This is a genomic window from Pseudomonas sp. M2(2023), assembly GCF_030263955.1.
GTDB lineage: Bacteria > Pseudomonadota > Gammaproteobacteria > Pseudomonadales > Pseudomonadaceae > Aquipseudomonas > Aquipseudomonas asiatica.
On the sequence record NZ_CP127114.1, the window covers coordinates 1,723,790 to 1,739,117 of the forward strand.

10 protein-coding genes are annotated in these 15,328 nt (G+C 63.8%); 5 read left to right on the forward strand and 5 right to left on the reverse strand.

Translation table 11 applies throughout. The annotated features are described in order from the left end of the window. Positions 1 to 124: 124 nt before the first annotated feature. Together QN085_RS08015 and QN085_RS08020 are read right to left on the reverse strand one after the other, a co-directional pair. On the reverse strand, positions 125 to 862 hold the full coding sequence (locus QN085_RS08015) for a GntR family transcriptional regulator (protein WP_023661734.1): 738 nt from the start codon (positions 860 to 862) through the stop codon (positions 125 to 127). A gap of 59 nt (positions 863 to 921) precedes the next feature. Next, positions 922 to 1,365 carry an acetyltransferase gene (locus tag QN085_RS08020; RefSeq protein WP_023661733.1) on the reverse strand — a complete coding sequence of 148 codons (444 nt, stop codon included), beginning with the start codon at positions 1,363 to 1,365 and terminating at the stop codon, positions 922 to 924. 301 nt (positions 1,366 to 1,666) lie between these two features. Between QN085_RS08020 and QN085_RS08025 the strand changes: the two genes are divergently transcribed. After that, positions 1,667 to 2,593 carry a LysR substrate-binding domain-containing protein gene (locus QN085_RS08025; RefSeq protein WP_024086554.1) on the forward strand — a complete coding sequence of 309 codons (927 nt, stop codon included), beginning with the start codon at positions 1,667 to 1,669 and terminating at the stop codon, positions 2,591 to 2,593. A gap of 194 nt (positions 2,594 to 2,787) precedes the next feature. On the opposite strand, the gene lysA is transcribed toward QN085_RS08025, so the two are convergent. Next, positions 2,788 to 4,020: a diaminopimelate decarboxylase gene (gene lysA, locus QN085_RS08030; protein ID WP_023661732.1), complete on the reverse strand. Its 1,233-nt coding sequence runs from the start codon at positions 4,018 to 4,020 to the stop codon at positions 2,788 to 2,790. Positions 4,021 to 4,144: 124 nt separating this feature from the next. Between lysA and QN085_RS08035 the strand changes: the two genes are divergently transcribed. Then, on the forward strand, positions 4,145 to 5,050 hold the full coding sequence (locus QN085_RS08035; protein ID WP_015269490.1) for a LysR family transcriptional regulator: 906 nt from the start codon (positions 4,145 to 4,147) through the stop codon (positions 5,048 to 5,050). A gap of 159 nt (positions 5,051 to 5,209) precedes the next feature. Here QN085_RS08035 and QN085_RS08040 read toward each other — a convergent pair whose 3' ends face one another. Then, positions 5,210 to 5,563 carry a hypothetical protein gene (locus QN085_RS08040; protein ID WP_031324624.1) on the reverse strand — a complete coding sequence of 118 codons (354 nt, stop codon included), beginning with the start codon at positions 5,561 to 5,563 and terminating at the stop codon, positions 5,210 to 5,212. A gap of 274 nt (positions 5,564 to 5,837) precedes the next feature. Here QN085_RS08040 and QN085_RS08045 point away from each other — a divergent pair, with 274 nt between their 5' ends. Next, positions 5,838 to 10,703 carry an NAD-glutamate dehydrogenase gene (locus QN085_RS08045; protein ID WP_023661731.1) on the forward strand — a complete coding sequence of 1,622 codons (4,866 nt, stop codon included), beginning with the start codon at positions 5,838 to 5,840 and terminating at the stop codon, positions 10,701 to 10,703. A gap of 130 nt (positions 10,704 to 10,833) precedes the next feature. Here QN085_RS08045 and ppsR read toward each other — a convergent pair whose 3' ends face one another. Continuing rightward, entirely contained in the window at positions 10,834 to 11,652 is an 819-nt protein-coding gene (ppsR, locus tag QN085_RS08050; RefSeq protein WP_009684026.1) for a posphoenolpyruvate synthetase regulatory kinase/phosphorylase PpsR, read from the reverse strand. Between the two features lie 177 nt (positions 11,653 to 11,829). Between ppsR and ppsA the strand changes: the two genes are divergently transcribed. Beyond that, positions 11,830 to 14,205, forward strand: a complete 2,376-nt coding sequence (ppsA, locus tag QN085_RS08055) for a phosphoenolpyruvate synthase (protein WP_015269493.1) — start codon at positions 11,830 to 11,832, stop codon at positions 14,203 to 14,205. A 102-nt stretch (positions 14,206 to 14,307) separates the two neighbouring features. Beyond that, positions 14,308 to 15,300: an alpha/beta fold hydrolase gene (locus QN085_RS08060; protein ID WP_024086558.1), complete on the forward strand. Its 993-nt coding sequence runs from the start codon at positions 14,308 to 14,310 to the stop codon at positions 15,298 to 15,300. Positions 15,301 to 15,328: the final 28 nt, after the last annotated feature.

Sequence of the window (15,328 nt, forward strand, 5' to 3'; positions counted from 1 at the left end):
CTTATAGTCCTGCCCGATCTTCCCCGCAACCGCTTTGCTGATGATCGAAGCAACCAGTACAGGTGGCAGCCGAGATGGCGGGGCGCATTGCCTTCGAGATCTACAGGGATCGCGGTTGGTTTGATCAGCCAGGCGACCGATCCCGGCGCATCTGGGTAACCAGGGTAAAGCGATCATCCGGGTGCACCGTCTCGGACACCGCCATCAGGTCGCCGTTTTCCTCGCGGTAATGGCGAATGATCTTCAGCCCCGGCGCGCCTGCCTCGGCCTTCAGCAGCCGGGCCATTTCCGCGGTCAGCAACACTGCCCGCACCTGCTGGTCGACCACCGCGATCGCCCGGGCAAAGTGCTGCTCGATCAGCCCCGCAATAAGTTGGTCGGGGTGCTCGCGGGCCAACTCGATGACTTCGGCATGGTCGCGCTGCGCGTACACATCGGTCCAGCACAGCGGCGCCGCGTTGTGCACGCGGTCGACACGGATGCTCGACACGCAGAAGTAGTGCTCGCCCGGTACCAGCCCCAGCCGCGCCGCCTCGCTCAGGTCGGCGACAAAGTGGCGCACGTCCTGGATTTCCCGTTGCTGGTTTTGCGCCAGTTGCGCCAGGTCCGCCACGCTGGCCAGTGACTGCGAGTAGCCACCGCGCGGGCTACTGGCCTCCACCCGGGTACCCACGCGCTTGCGCCGCGATACCAGCCCTTGGTTGAGCAACTGGTTGATCGCCGCGCGCACCGTGTGTCGGCTCACATCGTACAGGTCGCACAGCTCGAACTCGGTCGGCAGCAGGCTGCCCACCGGGTAGCGGCCGCTGGCGATGCCTTCCATCAAGTCCTTTGCCACGGTGGTATAACGCGTTGGGTTCATACCTTTGGTCTGTCTCGCGAATTTGTATCAGCAGCAGGGGCGCAAAGTCGCCCCGAAAATCAAGCCTGGGCAGGCAGGCTCATATGCAGCAAGGGGAACGGCCGGCCTTCGCCATCCAGCGCTGAGCGGCCGGTCTGGATGAAGCCGTAATGCCGGTAGAACCCCACTGCCTGCGGGTTCTGCTCGTTGACATCGACGCTCATCGCGCTGCGCTTCTGGCGGCCGAAATCAAGCAGCGCGCGGCCTATGCCCTGGCCGTGGCGCTCGGGGGCGACGAAGAGCATTTCCACGTGGTTGCCATTGAAGCCGATGAAGCCCAGCGGGCGGTCTTCGGTGTCAACCGCGACCCAGAGCTCGACGGCCTGGAAGTAGACGTCGCGCAATTGCGGCAGTAGTGCGTCGATGTCGGATGCTTGCAGAAAGTGGTGCGTGGCGCGCACGGCGCGCAGCCAGATATCGAGCAGTTGCGGGTGGTCTGCAGCGATACTTTGGCGAATGATCATGGAGTCATGCCTGGGCGGTGTATGGCCGGGGAGGCCGGGAGGAAGAAAAAGGGTACCCGGATTGTGTGGGGCGGGGCAATGGACGGTGGGGCAGGGCATCAGCTGATGTGTTGCCCGGGCCGGCCCTTTCGCGGGTAGACCCGCTCCTGCAAGCATGGCACTGCCCTCGAGCCCGGCGCCGTACCTGTGGGAGTGGGTTTACCCGCGAACATGGGCGAAGCCCGTGCCATCGATGGGCTCGACTGCAATCCACATCGATGCTGGAATTGAACCCGCACAACAAGAACGGCCGGGAGCGCCAATGAACCGAAACGAACTGCGCAAAGCCGATATCAACCTGATGGTGGTGTTCGAAGCGCTGATGCAGGAGCGCAACATCACCCGTGCCGCAGAGAAACTGTTCGTCGCCCAATCCACGGTCAGCGCTGCGCTGGCCCGCATGCGCACGATGTTCAACGACCCGTTGCTGATCCGTGTGGGCAACCGCATGGAGCCCTCGGCCAGGGCCGAAGAGGTGATCAAGTACCTCACTCCGGCACTGGATGCCATGTCCGTCGCCCTCAGCCTGACCCACGACTTCGACCCGCTGACCAGCAAGATGACCTTCCGCATCGGTTTGTCCGATGACGTCGAGTCGGGGTTGTTGCCGCCACTGCTGCGGGCGCTGCGAGTGGAAGCGCCGAATGTGGTGGTGGTCGTGCAGCATGTCGATTATTGGCGCATTCCGGACCTGCTGGCGGCGGGCGACGTGACGGTCGGGATCAGCCAGACCCGTGGGCTGCCGGCCAATGCCAAGCGCAAGGTATTGCGCACCATGCAGGGCCGGGTAGTGCGGGCCGACAAGTCCGCCACGCCGCTGACGCTGGATGAGTTCTGCGCCCGCCCGCACGTTCAGGTCTCACCCACCGCCAATACCCAGGGTGTGGTCGATGACTGGCTGAAAGAGATCGGCCGCCAACGCAAGGTGGTGTTGTCGGTGCCGCAGTTCAGTTCACTGCCGGCGATTCTGGCCGGTACCGACCTGCTGGCCTGCTGCCCGGACTATGCCGCGCAGGGCATGGAGCGTTGGGGCAACCTGCAGGCCGAGCACCTGCCGTTCGAGACCACGGCGCTGGAACTGGCCATGGTCTGGCTGGGTACCACCGACAGCGACCCTGCCGAACGCTGGTTGCGTGGCCGCCTGGAGCACTACATGGGCGGTGTGCGCGAGGGGCTGATGGGGGCCTAGCCACAGGCCTATCATGGAACTGCACATAACTCATTGAATTGGCACGGCCCCCGTGGGAGCGGCTTTAGCCGCGAACACCGGCGCAGCCGGTGCCATGCACCGCGTTGGGTTCTTCGTGGCTAAAGCCGCCCCACAATGTACGCGTATGGCTTGCGAATTCAGTTCTCTACGCGACAGCGCATGAAAAACGGTATCTAGAAGCCCGCCTCCAGGCCCAGCAGGTCCTGCACTGTCTGCCTGCGGCGAATCATCCGTAGCGCCCCATCCTCGATCAGGAACTCCGGCAGCAACGGCCGGCTGTTGTAGTTCGACGACATCGACGCGCCGTAGGCCCCGGCGTCGTGGATCACCAGCAGGTCACCCACCTGCGCCTGGGGCAGGTCGTGCGGGGTCAGTTCCTGGTCATCCTGGGTAAACACATCACCCGACTCGCACAGCGGCCCGGCCACCACGGTCGGCTGCCGTGGGCGGTCAACCGGCTGGCCGTCGGCGTCGAGCAGGGTCATGCGGTGGTAGGCCCCGTACATCGCCGGGCGCATCAGGTCGTTGAAACCGGCGTCGATCATGACGAAGGTGTTGCGGCCCACCTGCTTCACAGCGCGTACCTCGGCCACCAGGTAGCCCGATTCCGCCACCAGGAAGCGCCCCGGCTCGATCTCCATGCGCACGGGGTGGCCCAGCATCGCTTCGATTTCCTTGCGGGCCACGGCCCAGGTCCGGGCGTAGCGTTGCAGGTCGACCGGCGTGTCGCTGCTGCGGTACGGGGTGGAAAGCCCGCCGCCAATGGAGAACGCCTCGATGTCCACGCCCAGGCGGCCGATCAGCTCGATCATCGAGCGGGCCACTTGCTCCAGGTGCTGGTAATCCACTCCCGAGCCGATGTGCATGTGCACCCCTACCAGGTGCAGGCCATGGGCTTTCACGCAGGCCAGCGCTTCGCCCAGCTCTTCGTGCCAGATGCCGTGCTTGCTGTTCTCGCCGCCGGTGTTGGTCTTGCGGCTGTGGCCATGGCCGAAGCCGGGGTTGATGCGGATCCACACGCGGTGGCCGGGCGAGCGTTCACCCAGTTGGCGCAGCATGTCGATGGAACCGGCGTTGACTTCGATCTTCGAGGCCACCACCCGCTCCAGGGTCGGCCGGTCCAGTGCGTCGCAGGTCAGCACCACGCCGGCAGGGTCGCCATCCACGCTGGCGCCCGCGGCAAAGGCCCGCTCCATTTCGCCCAGCGACACTGCGTCCAGCACCAGGCCGTGGGCGCGCATCAGGCGCAGCACATGCAGGTTGGGGTTGGCCTTCTGGGCGAAGCGCACGGTGTCGAACACCTTCAGCTGTTCGACACGCTCGGCGATGGTGCCGGCGTCATAGGCCCACAGCGGCGAGCCGTGCTGGCGGACAGCCTCGGCCAGAAGAGTGAAGGGTGCAGTCATGGCGGCGCTACTCATATAAGGAAGGCCACGAGAATGAGCCAAAGCATGAATTCAGAAAAATAGCTATTTTTCTGTCAGTCATTCATATCTGATATGACCATTACCGACTTGCCAGGTGTTGCCCGTGAAACTGTCCGTCCGCCATATCGAAGTGTTCCGCGCCATCATGGCCGCTGGCAGTGTCACCGGTGCGGCGCGCCTGCTGTTCACCTCGCAGCCCACCGTCAGCCGCGAACTGGCGCGGCTGGAGCAGGTAACCGGGCTGAACCTGTTCGAGCGCGAAGGTGGCCGCCTGGTGGCGACGGCCCAGGCGCTGCTGTTGATCGAGGAGGTTGAGCGGGCCTACGTAGGGCTGGAGCGCATCGACCGCTTTGCCCAGGCCATCCGCAATTTCGAGCAGGGCCGGCTGGCCATTACCTGCCTGCCGCTGTTTTCCCAGACTTTGCTGCCCAAGGCTTGCCAGCGCTTTCACCAGCAGCACCGGGGCGTGAGCGTGAGTATCCTGGCGCAGGAGTCGCCGTTGCTGGAGGAGTCGCTGGTTGCCCAGCAGCATGACCTGGGCCTGACCGAGGTAGAACAGATACCGCGTGGCGCCTACGGCGAATTGCTGTTCAGCGCCAACATGGTGTGCGTGCTGCCCGACGGGCACCCGTTGCAGGCCAGGGCCGAGCTGGAGCTGAGCGATTTCCATGAGGTCGATTTCATCAACCTGGCCAGCCTGGACACCTACCGGCAGCGCCTGGACCAGCACTTTCGCGCGGCAGGGGTGAACCGCCGCACGGTCATCGAGACCACCAGTGCTGCCTCGGTGTGCGCCATGGTCAGGCAAGGCCTGGGGGTGGCGATCATCAACCCGCTGAGCGGCCTGGAGGCGGCGCAGGGCGGGTTGCCAATTCGGCGGTTGCGGGTGTCGGTGCCGTATCAGGTGATGCTGATCAGGCCGGACCACCGGCCGGCGTCGGCGGCGGTGGAGCCGTTTTGCCAGGCGTTGCGGGTGCAGGCCCGGGAGATGCAGCAGGCGCTGGCATGATCGTTGTGGGGGAACTGCCTTGCACAAAACCTAAAAACTGGCGCGATCACTGTGGGAGCGGGCGCGCCCGCGAAGCAGGCGACGAGATGGATGGCACCGGCTGTGCCGGTGTTCGCGGGCATGCCCGCTCCCACAGTGATCGCGCCGGTATTCAGTTCGTCACAGCTCGCAGACGAAGGTGCCGGTCCCGGCCAGGATGTTCTCCAGGGTTTGCTTCACTTCATCCATGTCACTCAACTCGCTGGTCAGGTTGATCTCCAGCACCTCATCCCCCTTCAGCGCATCCCGGTCGCCGGCCGCCACTTCGATCAGCAGGCGCTTGGCGCTCAGGGTCACTTTCAGGCCATCCAGCGTCGACGGCTCGTCATCCAGGGTCAGGTCGACGGTGTCTTCATCCGGGTAGCGGGTCAGCAGGAACATCTGACCCTTGTCGCTGTGGCAGCACAGGGTCGCCATGTTGTCTTCCTCGTCATCGCAAGGGGTGGCGAACAGCAGGGCAGTATTGATTTGCATGGACAAGGCTCGGATCAAAGGAAACGGAAGGGAATTCTGACAGTCTTGCCGACAGGCATAAACGTAAAGTTACCGCCCCTTGACCGAAATTGTCGCAGCGCTGCAAGCCTTGATGACCGATCAGTCGTTAAGCTTCGGCGAGCCCTGGGCGTGCCTGCGCACGTTCAACGCCTGGTTTTACCGTCCGCCTTGCCACGGGTTGGCTATCGTTGATCCGTAGACGGCGCACGCAGCGACGCTTCAATTATTACAAAGCCCAAGCGGAGTACCACAGATGGCGTTCTTCACCGCAGCCAGCAAAGCCGACTTCCAGCATCAACTGCAAGCGGCCCTGGCGCAGCACATCAGCGAACAGTCCCTACCACAAGTTGCGCTGTTCGCCGAGCAGTTCTTCGGCATCATCTCTCTGGACGAACTCACCCAACGCAGGCTTTCCGACCTGGCCGGCTGCACCCTGTCAGCCTGGCGCATCATCGAGCGTTTCGACCCCGAATACCCGCAAGTACGGGTGTACAACCCCGATTACGAGCGTAATGGCTGGCAATCGACCCACAGCGTGGTCGAAGTGCTGCACCACGACCTGCCGTTCCTGGTCGACTCGGTACGCACCGAGCTCAACCGCCGCGGCTACAGCATCCACACCCTGCAGACCACCGTGCTCAGCGTGCGCCGCGGCGCCAAGGGCGAGCTGCTTGAACTGCTGCCCAAGGGCACCCAAGGCGAGGGCGTACGCCATGAGTCGCTGATGTACCTGGAGATCGACCGTTGCGCCAACGCCGCCGAGCTGACGGTACTGGCCCGCGAGATCGAGCAGGTGCTGGCCGAGGTGCGGGTGGTGGTGGCCGACTTCGAACCGATGAAGGCCAAGCTGCGTGAAGTGGTTGCGGAGGTGGAGCAGACCGCCTTTGGCCCGGCGCAGAACGAAAAGGGCGAGGTCAAGGCTTTCCTCGAGTGGCTGCTGGACAACCACTTCACCTTCCTGGGCTATGAAGAATTCACCGTCAAGGGCGACGCCGATGGCGGCCAGATGGTCTACGACGAGCAGTCGTTCCTCGGCCTGCCGCGCCGCCTGCGCGTGGGCCTGACGAGCGACGAGCTGCGCATCGAAGACTACGCCGTGGCCTACCTCAACGAACCGCTGCTGCTGTCGTTCGCCAAGGCCGCGCTGCCAAGCCGCGTACACCGCCCGGCCTACCCGGACTACGTGTCGATCCGCCAGCTGGACGCCAATGGCAAGGTGATCAAGGAGCACCGCTTCATGGGCCTGTACACCTCGTCGGTGTACGGCGAAAGCGTGCATGCCATCCCTTATATCCGGCAGAAGGTCACCGAAGTCGAGCGCCGCTCGGGCTTCGATCCCAAGGCCCACCTGGGCAAGGAACTGGCCCAGGTGCTGGAAGTGCTGCCGCGCGACGACCTGTTCCAGACCCCGGTCGACGAGCTGTTCAGCACCGTCATGTCGATCGTGCAGATCCAGGAACGCAACAAGATCCGCGTGTTCCTGCGCAAGGACCCATACGGCCGCTTCTGCTACTGCCTGGCCTATGTACCGCGGGAAATCTACTCCACTGAAGTGCGGCAGAAGATCCAGCAGGTGCTGATGGAGCGCCTGAAGGCCAGCGACTGCGAGTTCTGGACCTTCTTCTCCGAATCGGTGCTGGCCCGTGTGCAGCTGATTTTGCGGGTAGACCCGAAAAACCGCATCGACATCGACCCGCAGCAGCTGGAACGCGAAGTGATCCAGGCCTGCCGCTCGTGGCATGACGACTACTCGGCGCTGGTGATCGAGAACTTCGGCGAAGCCCAGGGCACCAACATCCTCGCCGACTTCCCCAAAGGTTTCCCGGCCGGCTACCGCGAGCGCTTCGCCGCGCACTCGGCGGTGGTCGACCTGCAGCACGTGCTGAACCTGTCGGAAAGCAAGCCGCTGGCGATGAGCTTCTACCAGCCATTGACCCAGGTCGGGGAACGCACCCTGCACTGCAAGCTGTACCACGCCGACACGCCGCTGGCGCTTTCCGACGTGCTGCCGATCCTGGAGAACCTTGGCCTGCGCGTACTCGGCGAGTTCCCGTACCGCCTGCGCCATGCCAGTGGCCGCGGCTACTGGATCCACGACTTCGCCTTCACCTACAGCGAAGGCCTGAGCCTGGACATCCAGCAGCTCAACGACACCCTGCAGGATGCCTTCATCCACATCGTCCGCGGCGATGCCGAGAACGACGCCTTCAACCGCCTGGTGCTGACCGCCGGTCTGCCATGGCGCGACGTGGCGCTGCTGCGCGCCTACGCCCGTTACCTGAAGCAGATTCGCCTGGGCTTCGACCTGGGTTACATCGCCAGCACCCTGAACAACCACACCGACATCGCCCGCGAGCTGACCCGGTTGTTCAAGACCCGCTTCTACCTGGCGCGCAAGCTCACCCAGGAAGACCTGGATGACAAGCAACTGCGCCTGGAGCAAGCCATCCTGACCGCGCTGGACGACGTGCAGGTGCTCAACGAAGACCGCATCCTGCGTCGCTACCTGGACCTGATCAAGGCCACCCTGCGCACCAACTTCTACCAGCCGGACGCCAACGGCCACAACAAGTCGTACTTCAGCTTCAAGTTCAACCCCAAGCTGATCCCCGAACTGCCTAAGCCAGTGCCTAAGTTCGAAATCTTCGTCTACTCGCCACGGGTCGAAGGCGTGCACCTGCGCTTTGGCAACGTCGCCCGCGGCGGCTTGCGCTGGTCCGACCGCGAGGAAGACTTCCGCACCGAAGTGCTAGGCCTGGTGAAAGCCCAGCAGGTCAAGAACTCGGTCATCGTGCCGGTCGGCGCCAAGGGCGGCTTCCTGCCGCGCCGCCTGCCGCTGGGCGGCAGCCGTGACGAGATCGCCGCCGAAGGCGTGGCGTGCTACCGCATCTTCATTTCCGGCCTGCTCGACATCACCGACAACCTCAAGGACGGTGGCGTGGTGCCGCCGGCCAACGTGGTACGCCATGACGATGACGACCCGTACCTGGTGGTGGCGGCCGACAAGGGCACCGCGACCTTCTCGGACATCGCCAACGGCATCGCCATCGACTACGGCTTCTGGCTGGGCGACGCCTTCGCCTCGGGCGGCTCGGCCGGTTACGACCACAAGAAGATGGGCATTACCGCGCGCGGCGCCTGGGTGGGCGTGCAGCGCCACTTCCGCGAGCGCGGCATCAATGTGCAGGAAGACCCGATCACCGTCATTGGCGTCGGCGACATGGCCGGCGACGTGTTCGGCAACGGCCTGCTGATGTCCGACAAGCTGCAATTGGTGGCGGCGTTCAACCACCTGCACATCTTCATCGACCCGAACCCGGAGCCTGCTTCCAGCTTTGCCGAGCGCAAGCGCCTGTTCGACCTGCCGCGCTCGGCCTGGAGCGACTACGACACCAGCATCATGTCCGAAGGCGGCGGTATCTTCCCGCGCAGTGCCAAGAGCATCGCCATCAGCCCGCAGATGAAAGAGCGCTTCGCCATCGAAGCTGATCGCCTGACCCCGACCGAGCTGCTCAATGCGCTGCTCAAGGCACCGGTAGACCTGCTGTGGAACGGTGGCATCGGTACCTACGTCAAGGCCAGCACCGAGAGCCACGCCGATGTCGGCGACAAGGCCAACGACGCGCTGCGGGTCAATGGCAACGAGCTGCGCTGCAAGGTGGTGGGCGAGGGCGGCAACCTGGGCATGACCCAGCTTGGCCGGGTCGAGTTCGGCCTGCATGGCGGCGCCACCAACACCGACTTCATCGACAACGCCGGCGGCGTGGACTGCTCCGACCACGAGGTCAACATCAAGATCCTGCTCAACGAAGTGGTGCAGGGTGGCGACATGACCGAGAAGCAGCGCAACCAGCTGCTGGGCAGCATGACCGACGAAGTGGCCGGGCTGGTGCTGGGCAACAACTACAAGCAGACCCAGGCGCTGTCGCTGGCGGCCCGCCGCGCCCGCGAGCGGATTGCCGAGTACAAGCGCCTGATGGCCGACCTGGAAGCCCGTGGCAAGCTGGACCGTGCCATCGAGTTCCTGCCGTCCGAAGAGCAGTTGGCCGAGCGCCTGGCCGCCGGTCAGGGCCTGACCCGCGCCGAGCTGTCGGTGCTGATCTCGTACAGCAAGATCGACCTCAAGGAACAGCTGCTCAAGTCGCTGGTGCCGGACGATGACTACCTGACCCGCGACATGGAAACCGCTTTCCCGCCGTCGCTGGTCAGCAAGTTCGCCGAGTCCATGCGCCGCCACCGCCTGAAGCGCGAAATCGTCAGCACCCAGATCGCCAACGACCTGGTCAACAACATGGGCATCACCTTCGTCCAGCGCCTGAAGGAGTCGACCGGCATGAGCCCGGCCAACGTGGCCGGGGCCTACGTGATCGTGCGCGACATCTTCCACCTGCCGCACTGGTTCCGTCAGATCGAGGCTCTGGACTACCAGGTGCCGGCGGAAATCCAGCTGACCCTGATGGACGAGCTGATGCGCCTGGGCCGTCGTGCCACCCGCTGGTTCCTGCGCAGCCGCCGCAACGAGCAGGACGCCGGGCGCGACACCGCGCACTTCGGGCCGAAGATCGCGCAACTGGGGCTCAAGCTCGACGAGTTGCTCGAAGGCCCGACCCGCGAGCGCTGGATGGTGCGCTACCAAGGCTTCGTCGAGGCTGGTGTGCCGGAGTTGCTGGCGCGCATGGTGGCTGGTACTACCCACCTGTACACCCTGTTGCCGATCATCGAGGCTTCGGACGTTACCGGCCATGACCCGGCGCAGGTGGCCAAGGCGTTCTTCGCCGTGGGCAGCGCACTGGACCTGACCTGGTACCTGCAGGAAATCAGCAACCTGCCGGTGGAGAACAACTGGCAGGCGCTGGCCCGCGAGGCGTTCCGCGACGACATCGACCTGCAGCAGCGGGCGATCACCATCTCGGTACTGCAGATGGCCGATGCACCGCAAGACATGGACGCCCGCGTGGCGCTGTGGGCCGAGCAGCACCGGGGGATGGTGGAGCGCTGGCGCGCCATGCTGGATGACCTGCGCAATGCAACGGGTACCGATTATGCGATGTACGCGGTGGCCAACCGCGAGCTGGTCGACCTGGCCATGAGCGGGCAGGCGGCGGTGGTGCCGTCCTGAGCCATGAGCTGAAATGAAAAGCCCCGGCAGTGATGCCGGGGCTTTTTTATGGTTCCAGTGCTATCACAAGGCTTGAGCGTAGTGAGGCCCCTGTAGGAGCGGGTTTACCCGCGAAGAGGCCGGTACAGGCTTACTTGAACCTGCGCTCCACCCCTTTCTCCACCAGGATCTTCGCCGAAATCTCTTCCACCGAAAAATGCGTGGAATTGATGTTGGGAATGTTCTCCCGGCGGAACAGGCTCTCCACTTCTCGCACTTCGAACTCGCACTGGGCAAAGCTGGAATAGCGGCTGTTGGGTTTGCGCTCGTGGCGGATGGCGGTGAGGCGGTCGGGGTCGATGGTCAGGCCGAACAGCTTGTTGTGGTGCTTTTTCAGCACCGCCGGCAGCTGCAGGCGCTCCATGTCGTCCTCGGTCAGCGGGTAGTTGGCGGCGCGGATGCCGAACTGCATGGCCATGTACAGGCAGGTGGGGGTCTTGCCGCAGCGCGATACACCTACCAGGATCAGGTCGGCCTTGTCGTAGTAGTGGGTGCGTGCGCCATCGTCATTGTCCAGGGCGAAATTCACCGCCTCGATGCGTTCCATGTAGTTGGAATTGCCGCCGATAGAGTGCGATTTGCCGACCGAATACGACGAATGGGCAGTCAATTCCTGTTCGAGCGGGGACAAAAACGAAGAAAAGATGTCGATCATGAAGCCATTCGAGGTAGCCAGGATCTCACGGATGTCCTGATTGACGATGGTATCGAAGATGATCGGGCGTACACCATCGCGCTCGGCCGCAGCGTTGATTTGCTGGACCATGGTCCGCGCCTTTTCCGGCGAATCGATGTAGGGACGGGTGAATTTATTGAACGGAATGCTCTCGAATTGAGCGAGCAGACTCTGGCCCAGGGTTTCGGCGGTAATGCCGGTGCCGTCGGAGATGAAGAACGCGGTTCGTTTCATTTGCGATCTGGGCCTTAAGCTGATGACGTTTCTTGGATATGATAAGTTCGGTTTGCCGAATGCGGCTGTCGGCATTCTCACTTATTTTCCAGGTACAGGCCACAAGCGTCCGGCCAAGTCAATGAAGGCAGGCGGGCGCCATTGAGCTTTTCCAACACAGTTAGTGGAGAGATCACCTTGGTAGAGTACGTAGTTTCCCTCGATAAGCTCGGCGTCCATGATGTGGAGCATGTGGGGGGCAAGAACGCATCCCTGGGCGAGATGATCAGCAACCTCGCAGGTGCTGGTGTATCGGTGCCGGGCGGCTTTGCCACTACGGCGCAGGCGTACCGCGATTTTCTCGAACAGAGTGGTCTCAACGACCGTATCCACGCCGCGCTCGACGCACTCGACGTGGATGACATCAACGCCCTGACCAAGACCGGCGCGCAGATTCGCCAGTGGGTCATGGAAGCCGACTTCCCGGCACGTCTGGATTCGGAAATCCGTACGGCCTTCGCCGAAATGGCTGCCGGCAACGACAACATGGCCGTTGCCGTGCGTTCCTCGGCCACCGCCGAAGACCTGCCGGACGCCTCGTTCGCCGGCCAACAGGAAACCTTCCTCAACATCCGCGGCGTCGACAACGTGATCCGCGCGGCCAAGGAAGTGTTCGCCTCGCTTTTCAACGACCGTGCCATCGCCTACCGCGTGCACCAGGGCTTCGACCACAAGCTGGTGGCCCTGTCCGCCGGCGTGCAGCGCATGGTCCGCTCCGAAACCGGCACCGCCGGCGTCATGTTCACCCTCGACACCGAGTCGGGCTTCCGCGACGTGGTGTTCATCACCGGCGCCTACGGCTTGGGCGAAACCGTGGTGCAGGGTGCGGTCAACCCTGACGAATTCTACGTGCACAAAAACACCCTGCAGGCAGGCCGCCCGGCCATCCTGCGCCGCAACCTGGGCAGCAAGGCGATCAAGATGGTCTATGGCGAAGAAGCCAAGGCCGGCCGTTCGGTCAAGACCGTCGAAGTGGACCGCGCCGAGCGCGCGCGCTTCTGCCTGACCGATGCCGAGGTCAGCGAGCTGGCCAAGCAGGCCATGATCATCGAGCAGCACTACCAGCGCCCGATGGACATCGAATGGGCCAAGGACGGTGACGACGGCAAGCTGTATATCGTCCAGGCGCGCCCCGAGACGGTGAAGAGCCGCTCCAGCGCCAACGTCATGGAACGCTACCTGCTGAAAGAGAAGGGCACCGTTCTGGTCGAAGGCCGCGCCATTGGCCAGCGCATCGGCGCCGGCAAGGTCCGCGTGATCAACGACGTATCGGAAATGGACAAGGTCCAGCCGGGCGATGTACTGGTCTCCGACATGACCGACCCGGACTGGGAACCGGTGATGAAACGCGCCAGCGCCATCGTCACCAACCGTGGCGGGCGTACCTGCCACGCGGCGATCATCGCCCGTGAGCTGGGCATTCCGGCCGTGGTCGGTTGCGGCAACGCCACCCAGGTGCTGAAAGACGGCCAGGGTGTGACTGTGTCCTGTGCCGAAGGCGATACCGGTTTCATCTTCGAGGGCGAGCTGGGCTTCGATGTGAAGCAGAACTCGGTCGACGCCATGCCCGACCTGCCATTCAAGATCATGATGAACGTCGGCAACCCGGACCGTGCCTTCGATTTCGCCCAGCTGCCCAACGCCGGTGTCGGCCTGGCGCGCCTGGAGTTCATCATCAACCGCATGATCGGCGTGCACCCCAAGGCGCTGCTGAACTATGCCGGCCTGCCAGCCGATCTGAAGGACAGCGTCGACAAGCGCATCGCCGGCTACAACGACCCGGTAGGCTTCTATGTCGAGAAGCTGGTCGAGGGCATCAGCACCCTGGCTGCGGCCTTCTACCCGAAAAAGGTCATTGTGCGCCTGTCGGACTTCAAGTCCAACGAGTACGCCAACCTGATCGGCGGCAAGCTGTACGAGCCGGAAGAAGAAAACCCGATGCTCGGCTTCCGTGGCGCTTCGCGCTACATCAGCGAATCGTTCCGTGACTGCTTCGAGCTCGAGTGCCGTGCGCTCAAGCGCGTGCGCAACGAGATGGGCCTGACCAACGTCGAGATCATGGTGCCGTTCGTGCGTACCCTGGGTGAAGCCAGCCAGGTTGTCGACCTGCTTGCCGAAAACGGCCTGGCCCGTGGCGACAACGGCCTGCGCGTGATCATGATGTGCGAACTGCCGTCCAACGCCATCCTCGCCGAAGAGTTCCTGGAGTACTTCGACGGCTTCTCGATCGGCTCCAACGACCTGACCCAGCTGACCCTGGGCCTGGACCGTGACTCGGGCATCATCGCCCACCTGTTCGACGAGCGTAACCCTGCGGTGAAGAAGCTGCTGGCCAACGCCATTGCCGCGTGCAACAAGGCTGGCAAGTACATCGGCATCTGCGGTCAGGGCCCGTCGGACCACCCGGACCTGGCCAAGTGGCTGATGGAGCAGGGTATCGACAGCGTGTCGCTGAACCCGGACTCGGTACTCGAAACCTGGTTCTACCTGGCTGAAGGCCAGGGCGCGGTCTGATGCAGTAAAACGCGGGGGTACGTCTGGCGTACCCCCGCCTGGTTTTTTCCAGGGCGAGCTCCAGCAATGGATCCCGCCCTTTTTTGTGCACCAAGCAACCTTATGCAAAGCAGCAGCACTCTATTCCCCGTGGCCCTGCTCAGTGCCGAACGCCGCGGCGACCTCAGCGAAGATGTGTACCGGATCAAGGCCGGCAACAGCCCTGACCCCAGCGTCGAGCTGGCTGTCACCCGCCTGGGGCTGGCCGATCAGGGCCAGGCCCAGGGCGTACCGGTCATTCTCCTGCACGGCAGCTTCTCCAACCGCCGCTTCTGGTATTCCCCCAAAGGGGTTGGCCTGGGCGCCTATCTCGCCCGCGCCGGCTTCGATGTGTGGATCCCGGAAATGCGCGGCCATGGCCTGTCGCCGCGCAACCATGACTGGAAGCACAACAGCGTTGCCGCCTATGCCCGCGATGACCTGCCGCTGATTGCAGCGTTCGTGCGCGAGCAGTCGGGCCAGACGCCGCACTGGGTCGGCCATTCCCTGGGCGGCACGACCCTGGCGGCAGCGCTGGGCGGTGGTTTTCTGGCTGCCGAACAGGTGGCCAGCGTGGCGCTGTTCGGTACCCAGATCAGCCGCGTGTACTGGCCGCTGAAGGTGCCACCGCTGGCCTGGGGGGCCAAGCTGCTGCTCAAGCGCTGGGGGCAGATTTCCGGGCCGCGTTTCAAACGTGGGCCGGAGGATGAGCCGATCGGCCTGGCCCTGGAAAGCATGCGCTGGCATGGCCTGTTCGGGCGCTTTGGCGACAAGCAGAGCGACTGGTGGGCGGGGCTGGCCAAGGTGGATGTGCCGCTGCTGGCCGTGGCTGGTGCGGGGGACTTCCAGGACCCGGTGTGGGCCTGCCGCAAGCTGTTCGAGCAATTCGGCGGTGAGCGCAAGCAGTTTCTGCGGCTGGGGCTCGAGGAAGGCTTCGACGCTTTCGGGCATGTCGACATGCTGGTGAGCAAGGCCGCGCAGGTGCAGGTGTGGCCGCTGGTGGAGCGTTGGCTGCGGGATCCGCTGGTGCCTGTGCATGAATCCACGGTGGTGGCGGAGCCTGTGCCCGTCGGTTGAATGGGTTGCGCCTGTGCTGGCCTCTTCG

Coding starts and splice junctions, on each gene's coding strand:
- QN085_RS08040 (WP_031324624.1), bottom strand. CDS start 5,563: ATGCAAATCAATACTGCCCTGCTGTTCGCCACCCCTTGCGATGACGAG.
- QN085_RS08025 (WP_024086554.1), top strand. CDS start 1,667: ATGAACCGAAACGAACTGCGCAAAGCCGATATCAACCTGATGGTGGTG.
- ppsR (WP_009684026.1), bottom strand. CDS start 11,652: ATGAAACGAACCGCGTTCTTCATCTCCGACGGCACCGGCATTACCGCC.
- QN085_RS08045 (WP_023661731.1), top strand. CDS start 5,838: ATGGCGTTCTTCACCGCAGCCAGCAAAGCCGACTTCCAGCATCAACTG.
- lysA (WP_023661732.1), bottom strand. CDS start 4,020: ATGACTGCACCCTTCACTCTTCTGGCCGAGGCTGTCCGCCAGCACGGC.
- QN085_RS08020 (WP_023661733.1), bottom strand. CDS start 1,365: ATGATCATTCGCCAAAGTATCGCTGCAGACCACCCGCAACTGCTCGAT.
- QN085_RS08015 (WP_023661734.1), bottom strand. CDS start 862: ATGAACCCAACGCGTTATACCACCGTGGCAAAGGACTTGATGGAAGGC.
- QN085_RS08060 (WP_024086558.1), top strand. CDS start 14,308: ATGCAAAGCAGCAGCACTCTATTCCCCGTGGCCCTGCTCAGTGCCGAA.